Consider the following 17,657-nt stretch of genomic DNA (forward strand, 5'->3'; position numbering starts at 1 on the left):
GTCTCCGGATCAGCGAGCTTCGGCTGCGTCTTGCGACACGCCGAAGTCTTCGGGAAAGTGATTGAGGGCGCTCAGCACCGGATAGGGAGTCATGCCGCCGAGGGCGCAGAGCGAGGCACCGAGCATGGTGTCGCAGAGGCTCTTGAGCAGTTCGATGCGTCCCGGCTGCGGGCCTTCCGAGCGGGCCACGATGATCTGCTCGAGCAGCTCTTCGCCGCGGGTCGAGCCGATCCTGCAGGGCGTGCACTTGCCGCAGGATTCGATCGCACAGAACTCCATGGCGTAGCGGGCCATATCGGCCATGTCGACCGTGTCGTCGAACACCACGATGCCGCCGTGGCCGAGCACCGCGCCAAGGGCGGCGAAGGCTTCATAGTCGAGCGGCGTATCGAACTGCGCTTCCGGCAGGTAGGCACCCAGCGGGCCACCGACCTGCACCGCGCGAATCGGCCGGCCGCTGGCCGAACCGCCGCCGTAGTCATAGAGCAGCTCGCGCAGGGTGATGCCGAAGGCCAGCTCGATCAGGCCGCCGCGGGCGATGTTGCCGGTCAGCTGGATCGGCAGGGTGCCGAGCGAGCGGCCCATGCCGTAATCCTTGTAGTAGGCACCGCCCTTGTCGAGGATGATCGGCACCGAAGCCAGGGAGATCACGTTGTTGATCACCGTCGGCTGGCCGAACAGGCCTTCGATGGCCGGCAACGGCGGCTTGGGCCGCACTTCGCCGCGCTTGCCTTCGAGGCTTTCCAGCAGCGAGGTTTCCTCACCGCAGACATAGGCACCGGCACCGCGGCGCAGGTGCAGATGGAAGGCCTTGCCGCTGCCGAGGATGTCGTCGCCCAGATAGCCCTCGGCATTGGCCGTGGCGATGGTCGCCTGGAGCGCGGCTTCGGCGTGCGGGTATTCCGAGCGCAGGTAGATATAGCCTTCGGTCGCGCCGACGGCCAGGGCGGCGATGGTCATGCCCTCGATCAGCACGAAGGGGTCGTCCTCCATCACCATGCGGTCGGAGAAGGTGCCCGAGTCGCCCTCGTCGGCGTTGCAGACGATGTATTTCTGCGCCGCCTCGCAGCCGGCCACGGTGCGCCACTTGATACCGGTAGGAAAGGCCGCGCCGCCGCGCCCGCGCAGGCCGGACTCGAGCACCTCGGCGATGATCGCCTCGGAGCCGATTGCCAGCGCGCGCTTGAGGCCGCGGTAGCCGTCATGGGCGATATAGTCGGCCAGCGACAGCGGATCGGTGATCCCGGCGCGGGCGAAGGTCAGGCGCTGTTGGCGCTTGAGGTAGTCGATCTCCTCGGTCAGGCCGAGTGCCAGCGGATGCTCGCCGGCGTCGAGAAAGCCGGCGTCGAACAGCCCGGCAACGTCGCGCGCCTTGACCGGACCATAGGCCACGCGCCCGGCCGGGGTGGCGACCTCGACCAGCGGCTCGAGCCAGAACAGCCCACGCGAGCCGTTGCGCACCAGTTGCACGTCCAGATTGCGCGCCTTGGCTTCGGCGACTATGGCCCGGGCCACCTTGTCCGCTCCCAGGCTCAGGGCGCTGGCGTCACGCGGCACATAAACGGTAATGGGCGAATTCATACCCGCGCCTCCTGTTCTTCCAACAAATCCAGCAGATCCTCGACATCGACCCGGCCGTGCAGCTCGCCATTGAGCATGGCGTTCGGCGCGCAGGCGCAGTTGCCCAGGCAGTACACCGCCTCCAGGGTCAGACTGCCATCAGGCCGGGTTTCGCCCAGTTGCAGGCCGAGTTTTTCCTGCAGCTCGGCGGTCAGCGCCTTGGCGCCCATCGACTGACAGGCCTCGGCCTGACACAGCTTGAGGTGCACACGCCCCGGCGGACTGGCTCGAAAGTCATGGTAGAAACTGACCACCCCGTGCACCTCGGCGCGCGACAGGCACAGGTCTTCGGCGATCAGCGGCAGCACCTCGGGCGGCACCGCGCCGAGACGATCCTGGATATCGTGAAGAATGGGCAGCAGGGCGCCCGGTTCGTCGCGGTGCGCCGCCAACACCTCGCGGGTGACGGCCTGATACTGTTCGGGGTCGAAGCGCTGGGGAAGAGTGGCCATGTGCGATGCTCCAGCCGGCGGGCTTAGCCGGTACTGTCGGGGAGATAGGCTGGGCCAGTCACGGCTGCCGGGCCAGTTATCTCGGGCGTTCCGCTGAGGGCTCGCCATATATGAAGTAAAGTTCTTATACTCAGGCGTAAAACCGCCAGATGCCGCACGTTAGCATGGGCCTTTCCGCGATCAAATATGAAGCAGAGGACATATGATCCGCATCGAGATCCAACCGCGCTGGCGCTTTCACCAGACCGACGGCAGCAGCCTCGACCCGCAGGGCCTGAGCCTGCTGCAGAACGTCCACGACTGCGGCAAGTTGACCGAGGCCGCCGCCCGCAGCGGTTACTCCTACCGGCATGCCTGGAACCTGCTGGGCAAGTGGGAAGCCTTCTTCGGCAGCCCGCTGATCGCCCTGGAACGCGGCAAGGGTGCACACCTGACCAGCCTCGGGGAAAAACTGCTGCGCGCCGACCAACGCATCCGCGCGCGCCTGACCCCGCAACTGGACAACCTCGCCGGCGAACTGGAGGTCGAGCTCAACCGCGCGCTGCAGGAAACCCGCCCGGGCCTGCGCATCCATGCCAGCCATGGCTTCGCCGTGGCGGCGCTGCGCGAATGGCTGGAACAGGACAGCCGCTGGCAGTGGGAGTTGCAGTTTCGCAGCGGCGTCGAAGCGATGCTTTCGCTGCAACGCCGCGACTGCGACCTGGCCGGCCTGCACGTGCCGTCCGGGCCGCTGGGCAGCCTGAGCATGGCGCGCATCCAGCCCTGGCTGCGCGCCGAGCATCGGGTAATCACCTTCGTCGTGCGCACCCAGGGGCTGATCCTCGCCCCCGGCAACCCGCTGGGCATCACCGGGCTGGCCGACCTGCAGCGCAACGGCCTGCGCCTGGTCAACCGCGAACAGGGCTCGGGCACGCGCATGCTCCTGGAAAGCCTGCTGCAACAGGCGCAGATCGACAGCGCCGGCATCGACGGCTTCCATAACGAGGAATACACCCACGCCGCGGTGGCCGCCTACGTCGCCAGCGGCATGGCCGATGTCGGCTTCGGTGTGGAGGCGGCGGCGCGGATGTTCGGCCTGGCCTTCATTCCCCTGGCCCGCGAGCATTACTGCCTGCTCTGCCATCAGGACAGCCTGGCGTTGCCGGCCATGGGCGCCCTGCTCGAGGTGCTGCAGAATCCTCAGTTCCAGGCGCGCATCGGCCAGTTGCCCGGCTACGCCCTGAGCCGCCCCGGCGAGGTGCTGCCACTGGCCCAGGCGCTGGAACAATGGAGCCGCGAGAGCCTGCTGGAGTAGGCGAGAGTTTTTTCACCAGTCCTTCTCAAACAAGAAATAAATCGTTGCTTTATATATAGACATTTAATCTGCACAAAGACCTGTAGGAGCGGGCCATGCCCGCGAAACGCATCGCGGGCATGGCCCGCTCCTACAGGTACCCACAAGCCGACAGGCGCAATTGCCCCCGTTTGCTGCGCGACAGCGCTCTCAGGGCGCCGCAGACTGCGGCACCCCTTGCGCCCAGCGCAGGCGTTGGCGCCCGGGCATCTCGACCTTGGCCAGGCTGTGCTGGTCGAGCACGGCGCTCGCGTCCAGCAGGCCATTGAGGTGCAGGAGATAAGCGGTGACGGCATACACCTGATCGTCGCTCAGGCTCTTCGGCGCATGGTGCGGCATGGCCCGCCGGATGTAGTCGAAAACGCTGGTGGCGTACGGCCATTGACCGCCGACCGAGAGCAGCAGCAACGGATGTTCGCTGATCCGCAGGATGCGCAGCGGGTCGTCGAAGCTGAAAAAACCGTCGCTACCAACCAGGCGTGCGGCCGGGCCCTGTTTGCCGTTGGCACTGTGGCAAGCGGCGCACTGGCTGGCATAGAGCTCGCCGCCGGCGAGCACGCTGCCCTGACCGGGGGGCAGGTTGCGCCCATCGGGGTAGACGCTGATGGCATAGCGCTCGATGGTTTGCTGCGATAATGGTAGGCCGAAGTCGATCGGCGGCTGCGCCGCCGCACTGCCGGTCAGCGCCAGCAGCAGCCAGAGGCTACGCATAGACATTCTCCACCTCGCCGCTACTGCTCACCCGCCAGGCCTGGATGGCGTTGTAGTGGTTGAACGAGTGGGCCGCGTAACGGCTGCGCCATTCGCTGCGGCTCGGCTGGGTATTGCCCAGCGCGTCGGTGGCGCGGCTGAGCAGGGTGGTGGCCGCGCCCGTCCACTGCCAGGGGATGCTGAAACGGGTCAGCGCCTTGTCCAACACCGGTGCGTGCAACTGTGCCGGCGCCCAGCTGTGGCCGTTGTCGGCGGATACCTCGACCTTGGCGATGCGCCCCAGGCCGGACCAGGCCAGCCCGGAGACCTCGTAGAAGCCCTTGAGCTCGGGCAGTTGCTGCTGTCCGCTGGGGTGGGTGATCACCGATTTGACCTCCATGGGAAAGCCGAACGCGAGAATCTCGCCGTCGCTGAGAATGCGCGTATAGAGCCCCGACTCGTCCTTGCTGAAGACCGGGCTGTCGCTGACTTCCAGGCGGTGCAGCCACTTGACGCTGACGTTGCCTTCCCAGCCCGGCACGAACAGGCGCAGCGGATACCCCTGGGAGGGCCGCAGGCGCTCGCCGTTCTGGTAGAAGGCGATGATGGCGTCGTCCATCAGTTTGGTCAGCGGTAGGCTGCGGCTGTGCGAACCGCCGTCGGCGCCCTCGCAGATCACCCAGCGTGCCTCGGCCTTTACCCCGGCTTCGCGCAGCAGGTAGGACAACGGCACGCCGGTCCATTCCGCGCCCGATAGCTGGCCGAACAATGCCTGGCAGTCGGCATTGCGCGCGGTCGGCGAGAGGGCGTTGGCGGCGGTGTTGCCCGCACATTCGAGAAACTGGATGCGCGACACCATGGGGTAGCGAATCAGGCGCTCCAGGTCGAACCGCAGCGGCCGCTCGACCAGGCCATGAATCATCAGCTGATGGCGCTCGGGGTCGATGGCCGGGATGCCGTTGTGGTGCACTGCGAAGTGCAGGCCGCTGGGGGTGATGCTGCCGCGCTGATGCTGCAACGGCGAATGCCAGATGCTGAAACCGGCGGTCTGCGCGGTGCTCGGCTGCAGCTGGCGCAACACCTGGCGTTCATGGGCCGAGGGGCTGCCGTATTCGACGTCGGCGCCGCCCAGGCTGGTCATCCAGGCGGGCATGGGCGGTTCGCCTTGCGCCAGCACCCGTCCGGCCGGTGACAGGCCGATGGCGGCGGCCAGGCTGAGGCCGTAACCGCTCTTGAGAAAGGCGCGGCGATCGAGCAGGCCGTTACCGGCGACGAAGCGCAAAGCTGACTTGTTCACGACAGGCTCCCGGACGGCAGGCGCCGTCGCTTTCACTGAATGACCATATAACTAGTAATCTAGTTATATGGTTGCATGCCGCTGGCCGCTTGTCTATTCTCCGCGCCATGGAACTCAATGAAGTCGCATCTTGCCTCGAGGCGCTGGGCAATCCGCTGCGCCTGCAGGTCTTCCGCACCCTGGTGCGCAGCGGCCCGAACGGGCTCAACTTCGGCCAGTTGCAGGAGCGCATCGGCATTCCCCGCTCGACCCTGGCTCATCACCTCAACAGCATGGTGCAGGCCGGCGTGCTCGTGCAGCAGCGCGAAGGCCGCGAAGTATTCAACCGGGTCGACTTCGCCCGGCTGCAGCAGGCCCTGAATTTCATGCTGGCCGAGTGCTGCCAGGACGGCGGACCAAGCTGAACAGCCCAGCGCTCCCCTGCGCGCCTCGCGCTGCCGCGCGACAGCGGAGCGTCGAAGGCGGGACGGCCGCTCCTACCGACGTGCCTCGAAACTGCCGGGCAAGACGCAAGCCTTCTGGCACCCGACGCTCGTTGATCTGGACGGCACCCGGGCATTTCCCCAGCACCCCGCCAGGCACCGGTCGAGACCCCGGAAAGTGCCATTAAAATGCCTGCAAAAACGCTCTAACCCGCCTTGGAATAACGAGCTGTGACCATCCAATTCTTAAAAAGTTCTCTATCTAAAACAGTTACTTACATAACCCTTACACAAGCGCACCGCTCGTCGGCAGGCGCTTGCCAGGCCTGCCCGCCCACCCCAGCATCGCCACCGACTTAACCACTGAGAGAACCTCTCCATGAAGTACATTTCGATGCTTCTACTGAGCCTCGGCTTCGCCGCAGGACAGGCAATGGCCGGCGATAACATCCAGGCCGGTGTCGGTGGCGCGCTGGGCGGAGTACTGGGCTCGGTGGTCGGCCAGCATATCGGCGGCAGCACCGGCGCGGCCATCGGTGCCGGGGTCGGCGGCGCCGCGGGCGGCTCGGTTGCCGCGCGTCGCGGCAACAAGACCGAGGCGGCCATCGGTGGTGGCCTGGGTGCGGCCGGCGGCAACGTCATCGGTCAGCAAATGGGTGGCACCACTGGCGGCCTGATCGGCGCGGCGCTCGGCGGCGGTGCCGGCGGCGCCATCGGCAACAGCTATGGCGATGCCAGCCGTTACGACGACCACGACTACCGCGGCGACCGGCGTTATTACCGGGACGACCACCGCCACGGCCATCGTCACCACTACCGCAAGCGCCACAAACATAGGCATCACCGTCACGGCTGGCGCCACTAGCAGGGCGAGCCGGGAGCGCTATCCGTTTTTTGTGGTGGACTAAAGCGGATCGCTACCCGGCCCCTCCTCCGTAGCCCGAATAAGCGCCAGCGCAATCCGGAGCCCGCCCCGAATCCTGGCGCGTTGCGTGCTTCAGCAATGACGCAGAAGCGACCGCTCCCCCGCCGGGGAACCAAAGCCCACCAGGCGCCTCTACATCTGCGCGATGCAGCGAAAAGCCACTAAGCGTGACTGCAGTACGCTCGCCCCCCTCTTCAGCAGGACTCAAACCATGCGTAATATTCTCCTAGCCTTCGCGCTCGGCGGCCTTGTCGCCGCGCCTTATGCCCTGGCCGGCGACTCCGGCAAAGTCGCCATTGGCAGCGGCGTTGGTGGCGCCCTGGGCAACGTCATCGGTCAACAGGTCGGCGGTAGCACGGGCGCCGCGATTGGCGCCGGGGTCGGCGGTGCAGCCGGCGGGGTGATTACCGCCCGCGACGGTAACAAGACCAGCGCCGCCCTGGGCGGCGGCCTCGGCGCCGCAGGCGGTTCGGTGCTCGGCGGCCAGGTCGGCGGCAGCACCGGTTCGACCATAGGTGCGGGCCTCGGTGGAGCCGCCGGCGGCGCGCTGGCCAACGAATACTCCGGCGGCGACCGTGACGACGGCCACCGTCATGGTCATGGCAAAAAACACAAGAAGCACCGCCACCATTGAGTAACCCCAGGTGCGCCATATGCACCTGCCGCCCAGCGCCAGCGCCCCCAACAGCAGCCAGTCAGGTGAGCGGCTTTTTTGTAGCCCGGATGCAATCCAGGAGGATCTGGCGCCGAGCAACCGTTCCCGGATTTCGCTGGGGCTGATCCAGGCCAAAGTCGCGGAGCCTCGTGCGTACCGAGGCCTCACCGCCTTCGGCAATCTGGTGCGCGCGGCGCACCCTAGGCTTCAAACTCTTCGCGCCTATGGCTCCACGACCGCGCATGCCCTCAGCCCGCCAGCAGCAGTCGATCCGGCTCATCCAGGTGCTGCAGCAACTCGGCCCGCGCGCTGTCGCGCAATCTGATCGCATCCAGCCAGTCGGGGCCCTGCGCCAGCAGTTGGGCGCAGATGTGCAGCTGGATTGCGCCGCGATGGGGGAACCACTGGCCGTCGCGCAACACCATGCGCGAACCGCCGATGGCCACCGGCACCAGTGGCACGTCGGCACGGGCGGCGAGGACGAAGGCGCCCATGCGAAACGGCAGCAGCCCCGGCTCGCGGCTCAGCGTGCCTTCGGGGAAGAACAGCAGCGACTGCCCGGCCTGCAACGCCGTCGCCAGGCACTCGGCGTCGGCGGCACTGCGCTGCAGGTCGAAGCGCTCGACGAAGCAGGTGCCGAGCCTGCGCAGGAAGGGCCCGGCGATACGCTGTCCGGCCAACTCGCGCTTGGCGACGAAGCTGAACTCGGGCGGCAGCGCCGCGCAGAGCAGCAAACCGTCCAGGTAGCTGGCATGGTTGGCGACCAGCACCCGCACCTCCTGGCGACGCAGCCTGTCCAGACGTTCGACATGCACGGGGATGCCCGCCAGACGCAGGAACAGGCGCGCCGCGGCCCCGGTCAAGCGGCGGCGCCAGCTCAGCCGCGGCAACAGCACCACGGCCGTCCAGGTCAGGCTGCCGAGCAGCCCGAGCAAGGCCCAGAAATACCCGGCATAGAGTGCGCTCAGCAGGCGCCGGCCCGCTCGCCCGAGTTGCGCGCGCAACGCCGACTGCGCCAAGCGCAGCAGTTGCCGCCATACCGGCCGCCCCGGCCGGCCCACCTCGCCGCGCTCGTACAGCTCGCGGCTGGCGGCGCGGCGGATCTTGCCGCTGGAGGTTTTCAGCACGCTGTGCGGCGGCGCCAAGACGATATCGTCCGGCGGCACCCCGGTCAGGTCGACGGCGATCCGCCTGATCTGCTGTTGCAGGCGTTGCCGTGTGAGGGCGTCCTTCTCGTTGGTTTCGGCCAGCACCACCAGGCGCTCGCTGGCACTGGCCGGATCGCCGCTGCCGAACACCGCGACGCAGCCCTTGCGCAGGCCCGGCAGACTGCCGACCGCAGTCTCGACGTCGTAGGGATAGATGTTGCGCCCGCCGCGAATGATCAGGTCCTTGGCCCGCCCGCTCAGATAGATCTCGCCTGCGGCCATATAGGCCAGATCCAGCGAATCGATCCATTCGCCATGGCGCACCCGCTGGCTCTCCGGCGGATTACGGAAGTAGCCGCTGGTGGTGGACGGCCCCTTGAATTGCAGGTGGCCCTCGCAGCGTTCGGGCAGCTCGATATCCTGGTCATCGACGATCCGCACCTGATGCCCCGGCAGCGGCCGCCCGCAGCTGACGAAACGCAGCGCATCGGCACTTCCCGGCGCGGCGCACTCAGCCTTGCCCCGGGCCTGGAACGGCTCGCGCCGGACCCAGTCGATCAACAGCCCACGGCCAATCGGCGGAAAGGCCACGCCCAGGGTCGCCTCGGCCAGACCGTAGACCGGAGCCAGCGCACTCGGCTGCAGCCCATAACGCGCAAAGCGCTCGGCGAAGCGTTGCAGGGTGTCGGGGCTGACCGGCTCGGCGCCGTTGCAGGCCAGGCGCCAGCTGCTCAGGTCGAGGCCCTGGATATCGCTGTCGGTGAGTTTGCCCAGGCACAACTCGTAGGCGAAATTCGGCGCCGCCGACAGCGTGCCGCGGTAGCGGTGGATGGTCTCCAGCCAGCGCAGGGGGCGGGCGAGAAAGGCCAGCGGCGACATCAGCACCAAGACGAAACCGTAATACAGGCTGCCGAACCAGGCGCCGATCAGGCCCATGTCGTGGTACATCGGCAGCCAACTGACGAACACATCGTCGGCGCCGACACGAAACGCCGTGCCCATCGCGCGCAGGTTGGCCAGCAGATTGGCATGACTGACCATCACCCCCTTGGGCTGGCCGGTACTGCCCGAGGTGTACTGCAGGAACGCCAGATCCTCGGCCTGGCGCCTGGTCGCCAGGAAGGTGCCGGGCTCGGCGGATAACTCGGCCACGCTGGCGATCTCGCGCAGGCTCGGCACCTGCGGTTTGAGCAGGCGGGCGAGCAGTTTGGCTTCGTTGACGGTGATCAGCATGCTCGCCTCGGCATTGCCCAAAATGCCGGCCTGGCGGCGCAGGTGCTCCTCGATCTGCGACAGGCGCATGGGTGGATAGATCGGCACCGGCACGCCGCCGGCGAGGAGGATGCCGAAGAAGCCGAAGAGGAAATCGCGGCCGGTCGGCAGCATCAGCGCCACCCGCTGCCCGGCGCGCAGGCCGCGCTGCTGCAAGCCGCAGGCAACCGCCCTGGCGCCCTGCTGCAAGGCCAGATAGCTGATGTCTTCGGGCACATCGCCATCGCCCAGCAGGCGCACATGAATGCGCTGCGGATGGCGCTGCACATGCCAGTCGAGCACCTCGATCAGGGTCTGCGCGGCGTCCGGCGCGAGCCGTTCCCGCGGGCCAACGGGCAAGCGCTCGACGCTGCCGCACGGCCCCGGCGCGACTACTGTCGGGGCGCATGCCAGCAGCGCCTCGAGCACATCGCCGGGGGTCTCCGCCGAGGCGAACAGCGTCTCCGGCAGACGCACGCCGAACTCGCGCTCGACCCGCGACCACAGCTCGACCCGGGCCAGGCTGTCCAACCCCAGATCGCTGTCGAGAACGCTGTGCAGACTGACGGGCGAATCCTGCGCCGCAGCGGGGCGCAACTCGACAAGTGTCTGTCGAACGATGTGTAACAGTCGTTGCGCCGCAGCCGTTGAATCGGGATGGGCGCGTGTTGCATGAGGCAAACGACTCATCGGCGACCCCTCAAGACTGTCCTGAGAGCCTGTGAGAAAACTCTCACCTACTGCACCCATGCTGTTCACTTGACCATGCGTGCAGTATTTCTTTGTAGCCCGGATGCAATCCGGCGAAGTCTGACACCTGAATACCCGCTCCCGGATTGCATCCGGGCTACGTGCTGGGTGCCTGGAACCTCCCCCCCAAAACAATAAGCCTTTGCCGGCACCGGCGATAATAACCTCTGGCCCATAACAGGCCCGCGGTTATAGCGCGGTCGTCTCTCGCCGAGCGGGCTGCTAGGATCTACCCACAATTGTCCAGCGCCAAACCGGAGTGTCCGCCATGCCCCCCAGCCTCGCCCCCGGAGTGACGCGCCGCGAAGCCTGGGCCTGGGCGATGTACGACTTCGCCAACTCCGGCTACACCACGGTGGTGATCACCGCGGTGTTCAACGCCTACTTCGTCGCCGTGGTCGCCGAAGGCGCGGCCTGGGGCACCCTGGCCTGGACCAGCGCCATCGCCCTGTCCTATGTCCTGATCATCCTCAGCGCGCCACTGCTCGGCGCCTACGCCGACGCCTATGCCTGCAAGAAGCGCCTGCTGCTGCTCAGCACCCTCGGCTGCGTGCTGTTCACCGCCGGCCTGGCCCTGGCCGGGCCAGGCACGCTGGCGATCGCCGTCGTCTTCGTGGTGCTGTCGAACCTCTGCTTCGGCAGCGGCGAGAACCTGATCGCCGCCTTCCTCCCGGAGATCGCCCGCGAGGAGGCCATCGGCCGGGTCTCCGGCTGGGGCTGGGGCTTCGGTTATCTCGGCGGCCTGCTCAGCCTCGGCGCCAGCCTGGCCTACGTCAGCTGGGCCCAGGCCCAGGGCCACACGGCGGCGCAGTTCGTGCCTGTGTGCATGCTGCTCACCGCCGCGCTGTTCGCCCTGAGCAGCCTGCCAACCTTCCTGTTTCTGCGCGAGCGCAGCCGCCCGCAGCTGCAAGCCGGCGCCCGCCACAGCGCGCGGGTGGCGTTCGCCCGTTTCGCCCAGACGGTGCGCGAGGCCAGGCGCTACCGCGACCTGCTGCGCTTTCTCGCCTGCACCCTGTGCTACCAGGCCGGGATCGCCGCGGTGGTCACCCTGGCCGCCATCTATGCCGACCAGGCCATGGGCTTCACCACCCGCGACACCCTCAAGCTGATTCTGCTGGTGAATATCACCGCCTCGCTCGGCGCCCTGCTGTTCGGCTACGTGCAGGATCGCCTCGGCCACCTCGCCACCCTGACCCTGACCCTGTTCGGCTGGCTGCTGATGATAGGCCTGGCCTGGGCCGCCGAGGGTCCGCCGCTGTTCTGGCTGGCGGCGAATATCGCCGGGCTGTGCATGGGCGCCAGCCAGTCGGCCGGGCGCGCCATCGTCGGCCTGCTGGCGCCGCCGACCCGGCGCGCGGAGTTCTACGGCCTGTGGGGCCAGGCGGTGAAGCTGTCGTCGATCCTCGGGCCGATGACCTACGGCCTGACCAGTTGGCTGACCGCCGGCGACCACCGCCTGGCGATGCTGATCACCGGCAGCTACTTCGTCCTCGGCCTGCTGATCCTCGCCAGCGTCGACCTCAAGCGCGGCCGCCGCGCGGCGTTGGCCGACTGGTAAGGCGCAGAAGTTGTGAGATGCCCGAGCACGAGCGTTTTCTGGCTATGCCTCTGCTACGCCTTGCGCGCCAACGGCTAGGCGTAGGGTGGGCTTCAGCCCAGCATTGCCTGAGCGGGTGGAAGGCCGAAACCGATCGCCGCCCCCCCACCAGCCGCCTTCATGTCACCAGCAAATCCGCCAGTGCCGCGCGCAGGCGCTCGGGAATCGGCAGCGGCCGGTTGCTCTGCCGGTCGACGAACACATGGACGAAGCGCCCGGCCGCACAGGCCTCGTTCTCGCCCTGCTTGAACACCGCCAGCTGGTACTCCACCGAGCTGTTGCCCAGCCTGGCGACCCGCAGGCCGATCTCGATGCGCTCGGGGAAGGCGATGGAGGCGAAATAGTCGCAACTGGAGCTGACCACGAAAGCGACCACCTCGCCGTTGTGGATATCCAGGCCGCCGCGCTCGATCAGATAGGCGTTCACCGCGCTGTCGAAGTAGCTGTAGTAGGTGACGTTATTGACGTGACCGTAGAGGTCGTTGTCGTGCCAGCGGGTGCTGATCGGCTGCAAGTGCGGGTAGTCGTGGCGCAGGTGCTGGGGTGGGGTCATGGGCTGTCCTGGTTGATTGATGGTGCGCGCAGCCTGGGCGGCCCCGCACACCCTACGGGTCGCAGGCACGCTCAGCGTGTGCACCAACGGGACTCGTGTCTCAATAGGCCGACTGGTAGATCGCCAGGGCGTGGGCCTCGGTCATCTCGCGCGGATTATTGACCAGCAGGCGTTGCTGCAGCATGGCCTCGGCCGCCAGCTGGGCGAGCATCTGCTGCGGCACCCCGGCGTCGCGCAAACGGGTGGGCAGGCCGCTGCGCTCGCTGAAGTCGGCCAGCGCGCCGATCAGCTGCTCGGTCTGCGCCATGGCGTCGCCGGGGCGCAGCCTGGCGCCCAGCACCAGCGGCGCCAGCTCGGCGTACAGCGGCGCGGCGTTGGCGGCGTTGAAGCCGAGCACATGGGGCAACAGCAGGGCGTTGCTCAGGCCGTGGGGGATGTGGAAGTGCCCACCGAGCGGATAGGCCAGCGCATGCACCGCCGCCACCGGCGCGTTGGCGAACGCCTGGCCGGCCAGGCAGGCGCCGAGCAGCATGGCCTGGCGCGCCTGGCGGTTGCCGCCGTGGTGCACCGCCTCATCGAGGTTGGCGGCGAGCAGGCGCAGCGCCTCGCGGGCCAGCAGGTCGGACAGCGGGTTCTTCTGCAGCACGCTGGTGTAGGCCTCGATGGCATGCACCATGGCGTCGATGCCGGTGGCGGCAGTCACCGCCGGCGGCAGGCCGAGGGTGAGGTCGGCATCCAGCAGCGCCAGGTCCGGCAGCAACAGCGGCGAGACCACACCCAGCTTGGTCGTGGCGCCGGTGGTGACGATCGCCACCGGGGTCACTTCCGAGCCGGTGCCGGCGGTGGTCGGCACCTGGATCAGCGGCAGGCGCCGACCCTTGGCCTTGCCGACGCCGTAGAGGTCGGCCAGTTGCTGGTTGCAGTCGGGATGGGCGAGCAGCGCGACCAGCTTGGCCACGTCCAGCGAACTGCCGCCGCCGAAGCCGATCACCAGCTCGGCCTTGAGCGCCCGGGCCTGCGCCACCGCGCTCTGCACTATGGCTTGCGGCGGGTCGGCCAGCACCTGGTCGAACACCTGGGCCGTCACCCCTTCGAGCAGGAAGCCGGGCAGCACCTCGGCGAGCAGGCCGAGCCGGGTGATGCCGGGGTCGGTGACGATCAATACCGTCCGGGCGCCGCGCTCGGCGCACAAGGCCGCCAGTCGACGGGCGGAACCGCTTGCGCAGATGATCTGCGCGGTGGTGGCGAAGCTGAATGGCTGCATGGAATGCTCCTCATTTTGCTCGGCACAACGCAGTGCGCACGGCTCCCCTTCTCCAAGAGACCGCGCGTGTGCCGACGTCATTCAGCACCGGCACATTCCAGACGAAGAAAAATCGCCGCCGAGCAAAAGCAAGGCGCTACTATTTTTGAAATTTAGTCTTGTGGTAAGCCGTATTCAGCAGATGAATGTCCCCACATTCGATCTGAATCTGCGGCACCTATTCGATGCGCTGAACCGCCGGCGGCAACTGCTCGACGGCCCTGCAAGCGCCGATCCGCGCCGCCTAGCAGCAGGTCGAGGCGAAGCCTCCGATCCGGCGGGCAGCCTTGCCGCGAACCTCTGGAGACCCTCTCGCTACCGCGCTCGATTTCTCACCAGCGCGGACGCCTAGCGATGGCTGTCAACCAGCAACCGCAGCCGGCTCCGGCACGGACGACGCGCTGCTTTGCCGCGAGTGTTGCTGCGGGTTGCGGGCGGAGGATGGTGGCTCGGTCCCGGCATGGTTCCAGAGCGGGCCCTCACTGATCAGCATGCCGTGCGTGACCAGACAGGTTCTGCCGCCGAGCTGCAACTTGAGCGGGTTGCGCTGGGCAATGACCCAGCCTTCGCGCAGCAGTTGATCGATGTACGCGCGTAGCGCAGGGAGGTAGCGTTGCTCTTTCATGGCAGAGTCCTTTCACACCAGCAGATGATGATTCAGGCGCCAGCCATAGGGCTGCCGCGCTCATCCGTGAAATACGCCGTGCATAATAGTGGCCTAATGCCTTCCATAAAAGCACTATTTGCCCTGGCGCCGTAGCCGATAGCCCACAACCGGCCATGGCGTCTGGCTTACACCAGACCCTGCCTGTGCGGCTGCATCGCCGCAGGGCCCGCCCCTGCAAGAGCGCGATGATCCCGCCCGTACAATCCGGGAGCGATCCCAGAGATGGCAGCAGATTACGCGGGGTATCCGTCAAACGACGGAGCCTGCCGCTTCGGCATCCTCGCGGGTTTGGCCTCCCGCACAGTTACCTGCCCGCCCCTACCGCACTCCCCAGCACCTCGAGCCGACCCGGCTCGACCGACTACCGCGAATGCCGCAAGGCGGCCAAGGTGCATTTTCGCGAGCAATGCCGGGCCTGGGAAAAGCAGGTGCTATCGACCGAACAATATCTGGCACGTACCGTTTGCAACGGGGTCAATCGTGTCCGGCTGTCTCCACATGGAGGATGGGTTAGGCACCCGCCCCACCCGGCGGCGAATCACGCAGGCTTTGCGCAACAGACGGCGGGGCGTCGTGTTTGCAAGGGCGTGCCGGCTGGTTTGGCGGATTGCGGGCCGGCCGGCGCAACCTTAAAGGGGTTGCCACGCATGCATGGCAACCCCTTATGGCAATCATTCAGGAATCAACGAATGTGAGCGCCTTAACCCCGGCTCAGGGCTTCTTCGTTGGCCAGGAATTCTTCCTGGAGCAGGGCCTCGGTGACTTGTTCAGGCTCTTCGCTCAGGCGTGGGTCGTCGATATGCCCGGTGGATACGGGCCTGACCTCGAGCTTGCCGACCATGTGCTCGAGGGCATGGCGCATTTTTTCGGTGGCGCCGTCCACGGCCAGATCGAGCGATGAGGCCTTGTGGGTGACTGAAATGGATTGGTGGCCTTTGGGCCGTGCTTCGATCTGGCAACGCTTGTCGGCGCCACCGGTTTTGTTGCCATTTTCGTCGCTGAGATAGACCTCAACCCGGGTGAGAAAATCTTCGAAACGGTCCAGCCGCTCCGTCACCGTTGCGCTTACCCACTCCTGAAGCCGGACACTGCCTTCGATATGGTTGCTTCGCACATGAATTTGCATGGTATTCCTCGCTTCTGACGGGTCTGTACCTTCGAGGGCAGGCTTACCGCCGAGGTTCCGGACTTTGTCCTTGCAGTGCTGACAAAGGCCACAATCTGCGACGCCCCAGCTGCGTATGCGCAGCCCTGTCTTGCGCTGAGCCTGCACGGGGATGCTGAATACGCTCCCGCACATGGCCACATGACAGTTATGACAATGGCCGGCGCGGAAGGCAACCCCTATCGCCTGCACGACGGGGTAAATGATGCCGGAGCAATAGTGCCACGCCTGCGGCAAAATGAGCTTTGCTTGCCCTACCGACCATTAGCCAAGGCGTGGATATGACACTTGCAACCTGGGAGCTGCTGTCCTACATCGTCACCGTGGTGGCCTTGCCCTTCGCCATTGGCGTGTTTCTGGTCGAGCAACGCAAGGAGCGCGCGAATGAACAGGAAGCCACCTGGCAGCAGATATCCGATGCCTATATCGACTTCCTCGAGGTGGTGCTGGCCAACCCGGACCTGAAGCTGCGCAGCCAACTCGCCACCCCGGACTTGACCGACGAACAGCGCGAACGCATGTGGCTGATCTTTGACATGCTCATCTCGCTGTTCGAGCGTGCCTATCTGCTGGTCTACGAAACCGACATGGATGAGAGGAAACAGCGCCGCTGGCACTCATGGGAGGATTACATGCGCGAGTGGAGCCGGCGCGAGGATTTCCGCGAGCGGCTGCCGCAACTGCTGCGCGGGGAAGACCCGGACTTCGCCGTCTACCTGCAACGGCTGGCGGATGAGGAAGCGAGCGCACCCGGAGCCCCGTAGGATGCGCTCAACGCCAACCTGCAGAGGCGGCTGGCGTTACAGCATTGCTCTGCGCAATTGCCGGTCAGGCAAAGACGAAATACTTGCGCACCGTCTCGACCACTTCCCAGGTGCCGCGCATACCCGACTCGACGATGAAGATGTCGCCGGCCTTGAGGTGAATCGGCGCCTGACCGTCCGGGGTGATGATGCAGTAGCCTTCCTGGAAGTGGCAGTACTCCCACTTCTCGTAGGCGACCCGCCATTTGCCGGGAGTGCAGATCCAGGTGCCCATGATCTTGCTGCCGTCTTCCGAGGTGTAGGCATTGAGGTTGACGGTGTGCGGGTCGCCGGCGAGCTTCTCCCACTTGCAGGCGTCGAGCATCGGCATGGGGGTGGTATCGCGGAGAACGGTAATCGGGTTAGGCATGTCTGCTCCAAATTGTTCGGCTGAAATAACACCCGCCTAACCTAGAGCCTCCGGCGCCTGCACGAATGTCTGTAGTCGACCCCAAAATGTCTGGAAACGCGCTGTTGTTTGAGTGCGATGGATCGGCGCGCCATCCCGGATGACGCAGGCTCCTGAGTTTTGGGCAATATCGAGCGCCGTGGCGAGACCGCCGCCAGGCATTCGCGGCAAGGCGAAAGCTCTTTCAGCACCACACGGCCTTGCTTGCGTCTAAAGCCAACCCAACAGCGGCTACACCCGGGATTCTCGACAAGCAACCGGCCCAGGCCAGGGAATACGGGGCTGTTGCCGGGGTTTATGAGTGTTAATTCCTTAAGCCTCAGGTTTTATCGCCACTCGTACTAAACATCTCGCCATGAATCGGGCTACCTTAAGACTCAGGACGGCAACAAGGAGGGCTTAAGCGAATGACGACACGCAGTATCACTTGTCCCCCAATCAGCACCCACGTGATTCTGCACGCCGGCCATAGTGCCAACGCACAGAATGCACGTGTAACCATGGAGTCGATAAGTCCGACCGTGGGTGCAGGTCAACCACATCATAAAGCGCTACAACTCCGCGCTTAGCGCGTAACGCCGTAGCTTGCGCATGGGCAAATCGTACAAGGCAAAACA

Annotated in this window: 17 protein-coding genes; 7 read left to right on the forward strand and 10 right to left on the reverse strand. The window is 66.1% G+C overall.

The features are described 5' to 3' along the window. Positions 1-9 precede the first annotated feature (9 nt). Entirely contained in the window at positions 10-1,581 is a 1,572-nt protein-coding gene (locus BM315_RS13840; RefSeq protein ID WP_090501920.1) for a formate dehydrogenase beta subunit, read from the reverse strand. Beyond that, positions 1,578-2,072, reverse strand: a complete 495-nt coding sequence (locus BM315_RS13845; RefSeq protein ID WP_090501922.1) for a formate dehydrogenase subunit gamma — start codon at positions 2,070-2,072, stop codon at positions 1,578-1,580. Before BM315_RS13845 ends, BM315_RS13840 begins: the two co-directional genes overlap by 4 nt. Before the next feature lie 202 nt (positions 2,073-2,274). Here BM315_RS13845 and BM315_RS13850 point away from each other — a divergent pair, with 202 nt between their 5' ends. After that, positions 2,275-3,366: a substrate-binding domain-containing protein gene (locus BM315_RS13850; protein ID WP_090501924.1), complete on the forward strand. Its 1,092-nt coding sequence runs from the start codon at positions 2,275-2,277 to the stop codon at positions 3,364-3,366. Positions 3,367-3,555: 189 nt separating this feature from the next. Here BM315_RS13850 and BM315_RS13855 read toward each other — a convergent pair whose 3' ends face one another. Further along, positions 3,556-4,116 (reverse strand): c-type cytochrome, encoded by a 561-nt coding sequence (locus tag BM315_RS13855; protein ID WP_170862218.1) that lies wholly within the window; start codon positions 4,114-4,116, stop codon positions 3,556-3,558. Then, entirely contained in the window at positions 4,109-5,392 is a 1,284-nt protein-coding gene (gene soxC / locus BM315_RS13860) for a sulfite dehydrogenase (RefSeq protein ID WP_090501928.1), read from the reverse strand. The genes BM315_RS13855 and soxC overlap by 8 nt, the downstream gene beginning before the upstream one ends. 89 nt (positions 5,393-5,481) lie before the next feature. Between soxC and BM315_RS13865 the strand changes: the two genes are divergently transcribed. From BM315_RS13865 to BM315_RS13875, 3 genes are all read left to right on the forward strand, one after another. Continuing rightward, complete coding sequence (locus BM315_RS13865) at positions 5,482-5,796, forward strand: ArsR/SmtB family transcription factor (RefSeq protein WP_212632956.1); 315 nt, start codon at positions 5,482-5,484, stop codon at positions 5,794-5,796. 397 nt (positions 5,797-6,193) lie between these two features. Next, the gene (locus BM315_RS13870; protein WP_090501932.1) at positions 6,194-6,679 is read left to right on the forward strand and encodes a hypothetical protein; all 486 of its coding nucleotides are present in this window, start codon (positions 6,194-6,196) and stop codon (positions 6,677-6,679) included. Between the two features lie 271 nt (positions 6,680-6,950). After that, a complete protein-coding gene (locus BM315_RS13875; RefSeq protein ID WP_090501934.1) occupies positions 6,951-7,373 on the forward strand; it encodes a glycine zipper domain-containing protein in 423 nt (140 codons plus the stop codon). 269 nt (positions 7,374-7,642) lie between these two features. Here the strand turns inward: BM315_RS13875 and BM315_RS13885 are convergent, their stop codons facing one another. Continuing rightward, positions 7,643-10,483, reverse strand: a complete 2,841-nt coding sequence (locus BM315_RS13885; RefSeq protein WP_090501938.1) for an AMP-binding protein — start codon at positions 10,481-10,483, stop codon at positions 7,643-7,645. 328 nt (positions 10,484-10,811) lie between these two features. Between BM315_RS13885 and BM315_RS13890 the strand changes: the two genes are divergently transcribed. Next, positions 10,812-12,101, forward strand: coding sequence for an MFS transporter (locus BM315_RS13890; RefSeq protein ID WP_170862219.1), 1,290 nt, complete (start codon positions 10,812-10,814; stop codon positions 12,099-12,101). A 157-nt stretch (positions 12,102-12,258) separates the two neighbouring features. Here BM315_RS13890 and BM315_RS13895 read toward each other — a convergent pair whose 3' ends face one another. Continuing rightward, the gene (locus BM315_RS13895) at positions 12,259-12,693 is read right to left on the reverse strand and encodes an acyl-CoA thioesterase (protein WP_090501940.1); all 435 of its coding nucleotides are present in this window, start codon (positions 12,691-12,693) and stop codon (positions 12,259-12,261) included. A gap of 100 nt (positions 12,694-12,793) precedes the next feature. Beyond that, positions 12,794-13,957: an iron-containing alcohol dehydrogenase gene (locus tag BM315_RS13900; RefSeq protein ID WP_090501942.1), complete on the reverse strand. Its 1,164-nt coding sequence runs from the start codon at positions 13,955-13,957 to the stop codon at positions 12,794-12,796. Here BM315_RS13900 and BM315_RS24315 point away from each other — a divergent pair. Further along, the gene (locus BM315_RS24315) at positions 13,956-14,348 is read left to right on the forward strand and encodes a hypothetical protein (RefSeq protein WP_141123947.1); all 393 of its coding nucleotides are present in this window, start codon (positions 13,956-13,958) and stop codon (positions 14,346-14,348) included. The genes BM315_RS13900 and BM315_RS24315 overlap by 2 nt on opposite strands. Positions 14,349-14,357: 9 nt before the next feature. Here the strand turns inward: BM315_RS24315 and BM315_RS13905 are convergent, their stop codons facing one another. Then, positions 14,358-14,621: a hypothetical protein gene (locus BM315_RS13905; RefSeq protein ID WP_090501944.1), complete on the reverse strand. Its 264-nt coding sequence runs from the start codon at positions 14,619-14,621 to the stop codon at positions 14,358-14,360. 742 nt (positions 14,622-15,363) lie between these two features. After that, positions 15,364-15,789, reverse strand: coding sequence for an HPF/RaiA family ribosome-associated protein (locus BM315_RS13910; RefSeq protein ID WP_090501946.1), 426 nt, complete (start codon positions 15,787-15,789; stop codon positions 15,364-15,366). A gap of 320 nt (positions 15,790-16,109) precedes the next feature. Between BM315_RS13910 and BM315_RS13915 the strand changes: the two genes are divergently transcribed. Continuing rightward, entirely contained in the window at positions 16,110-16,592 is a 483-nt protein-coding gene (locus BM315_RS13915; RefSeq protein ID WP_090501947.1) for a hypothetical protein, read from the forward strand. 64 nt (positions 16,593-16,656) lie between these two features. Here the strand turns inward: BM315_RS13915 and BM315_RS13920 are convergent, their stop codons facing one another. After that, entirely contained in the window at positions 16,657-17,001 is a 345-nt protein-coding gene (locus BM315_RS13920) for a cupin domain-containing protein (protein ID WP_090501949.1), read from the reverse strand. Positions 17,002-17,657: the final 656 nt, after the last annotated feature.

The sequence above is a fragment of the Pseudomonas borbori genome (genome assembly GCF_900115555.1).
Taxonomy (GTDB): domain Bacteria; phylum Pseudomonadota; class Gammaproteobacteria; order Pseudomonadales; family Pseudomonadaceae; genus Aquipseudomonas; species Aquipseudomonas borbori.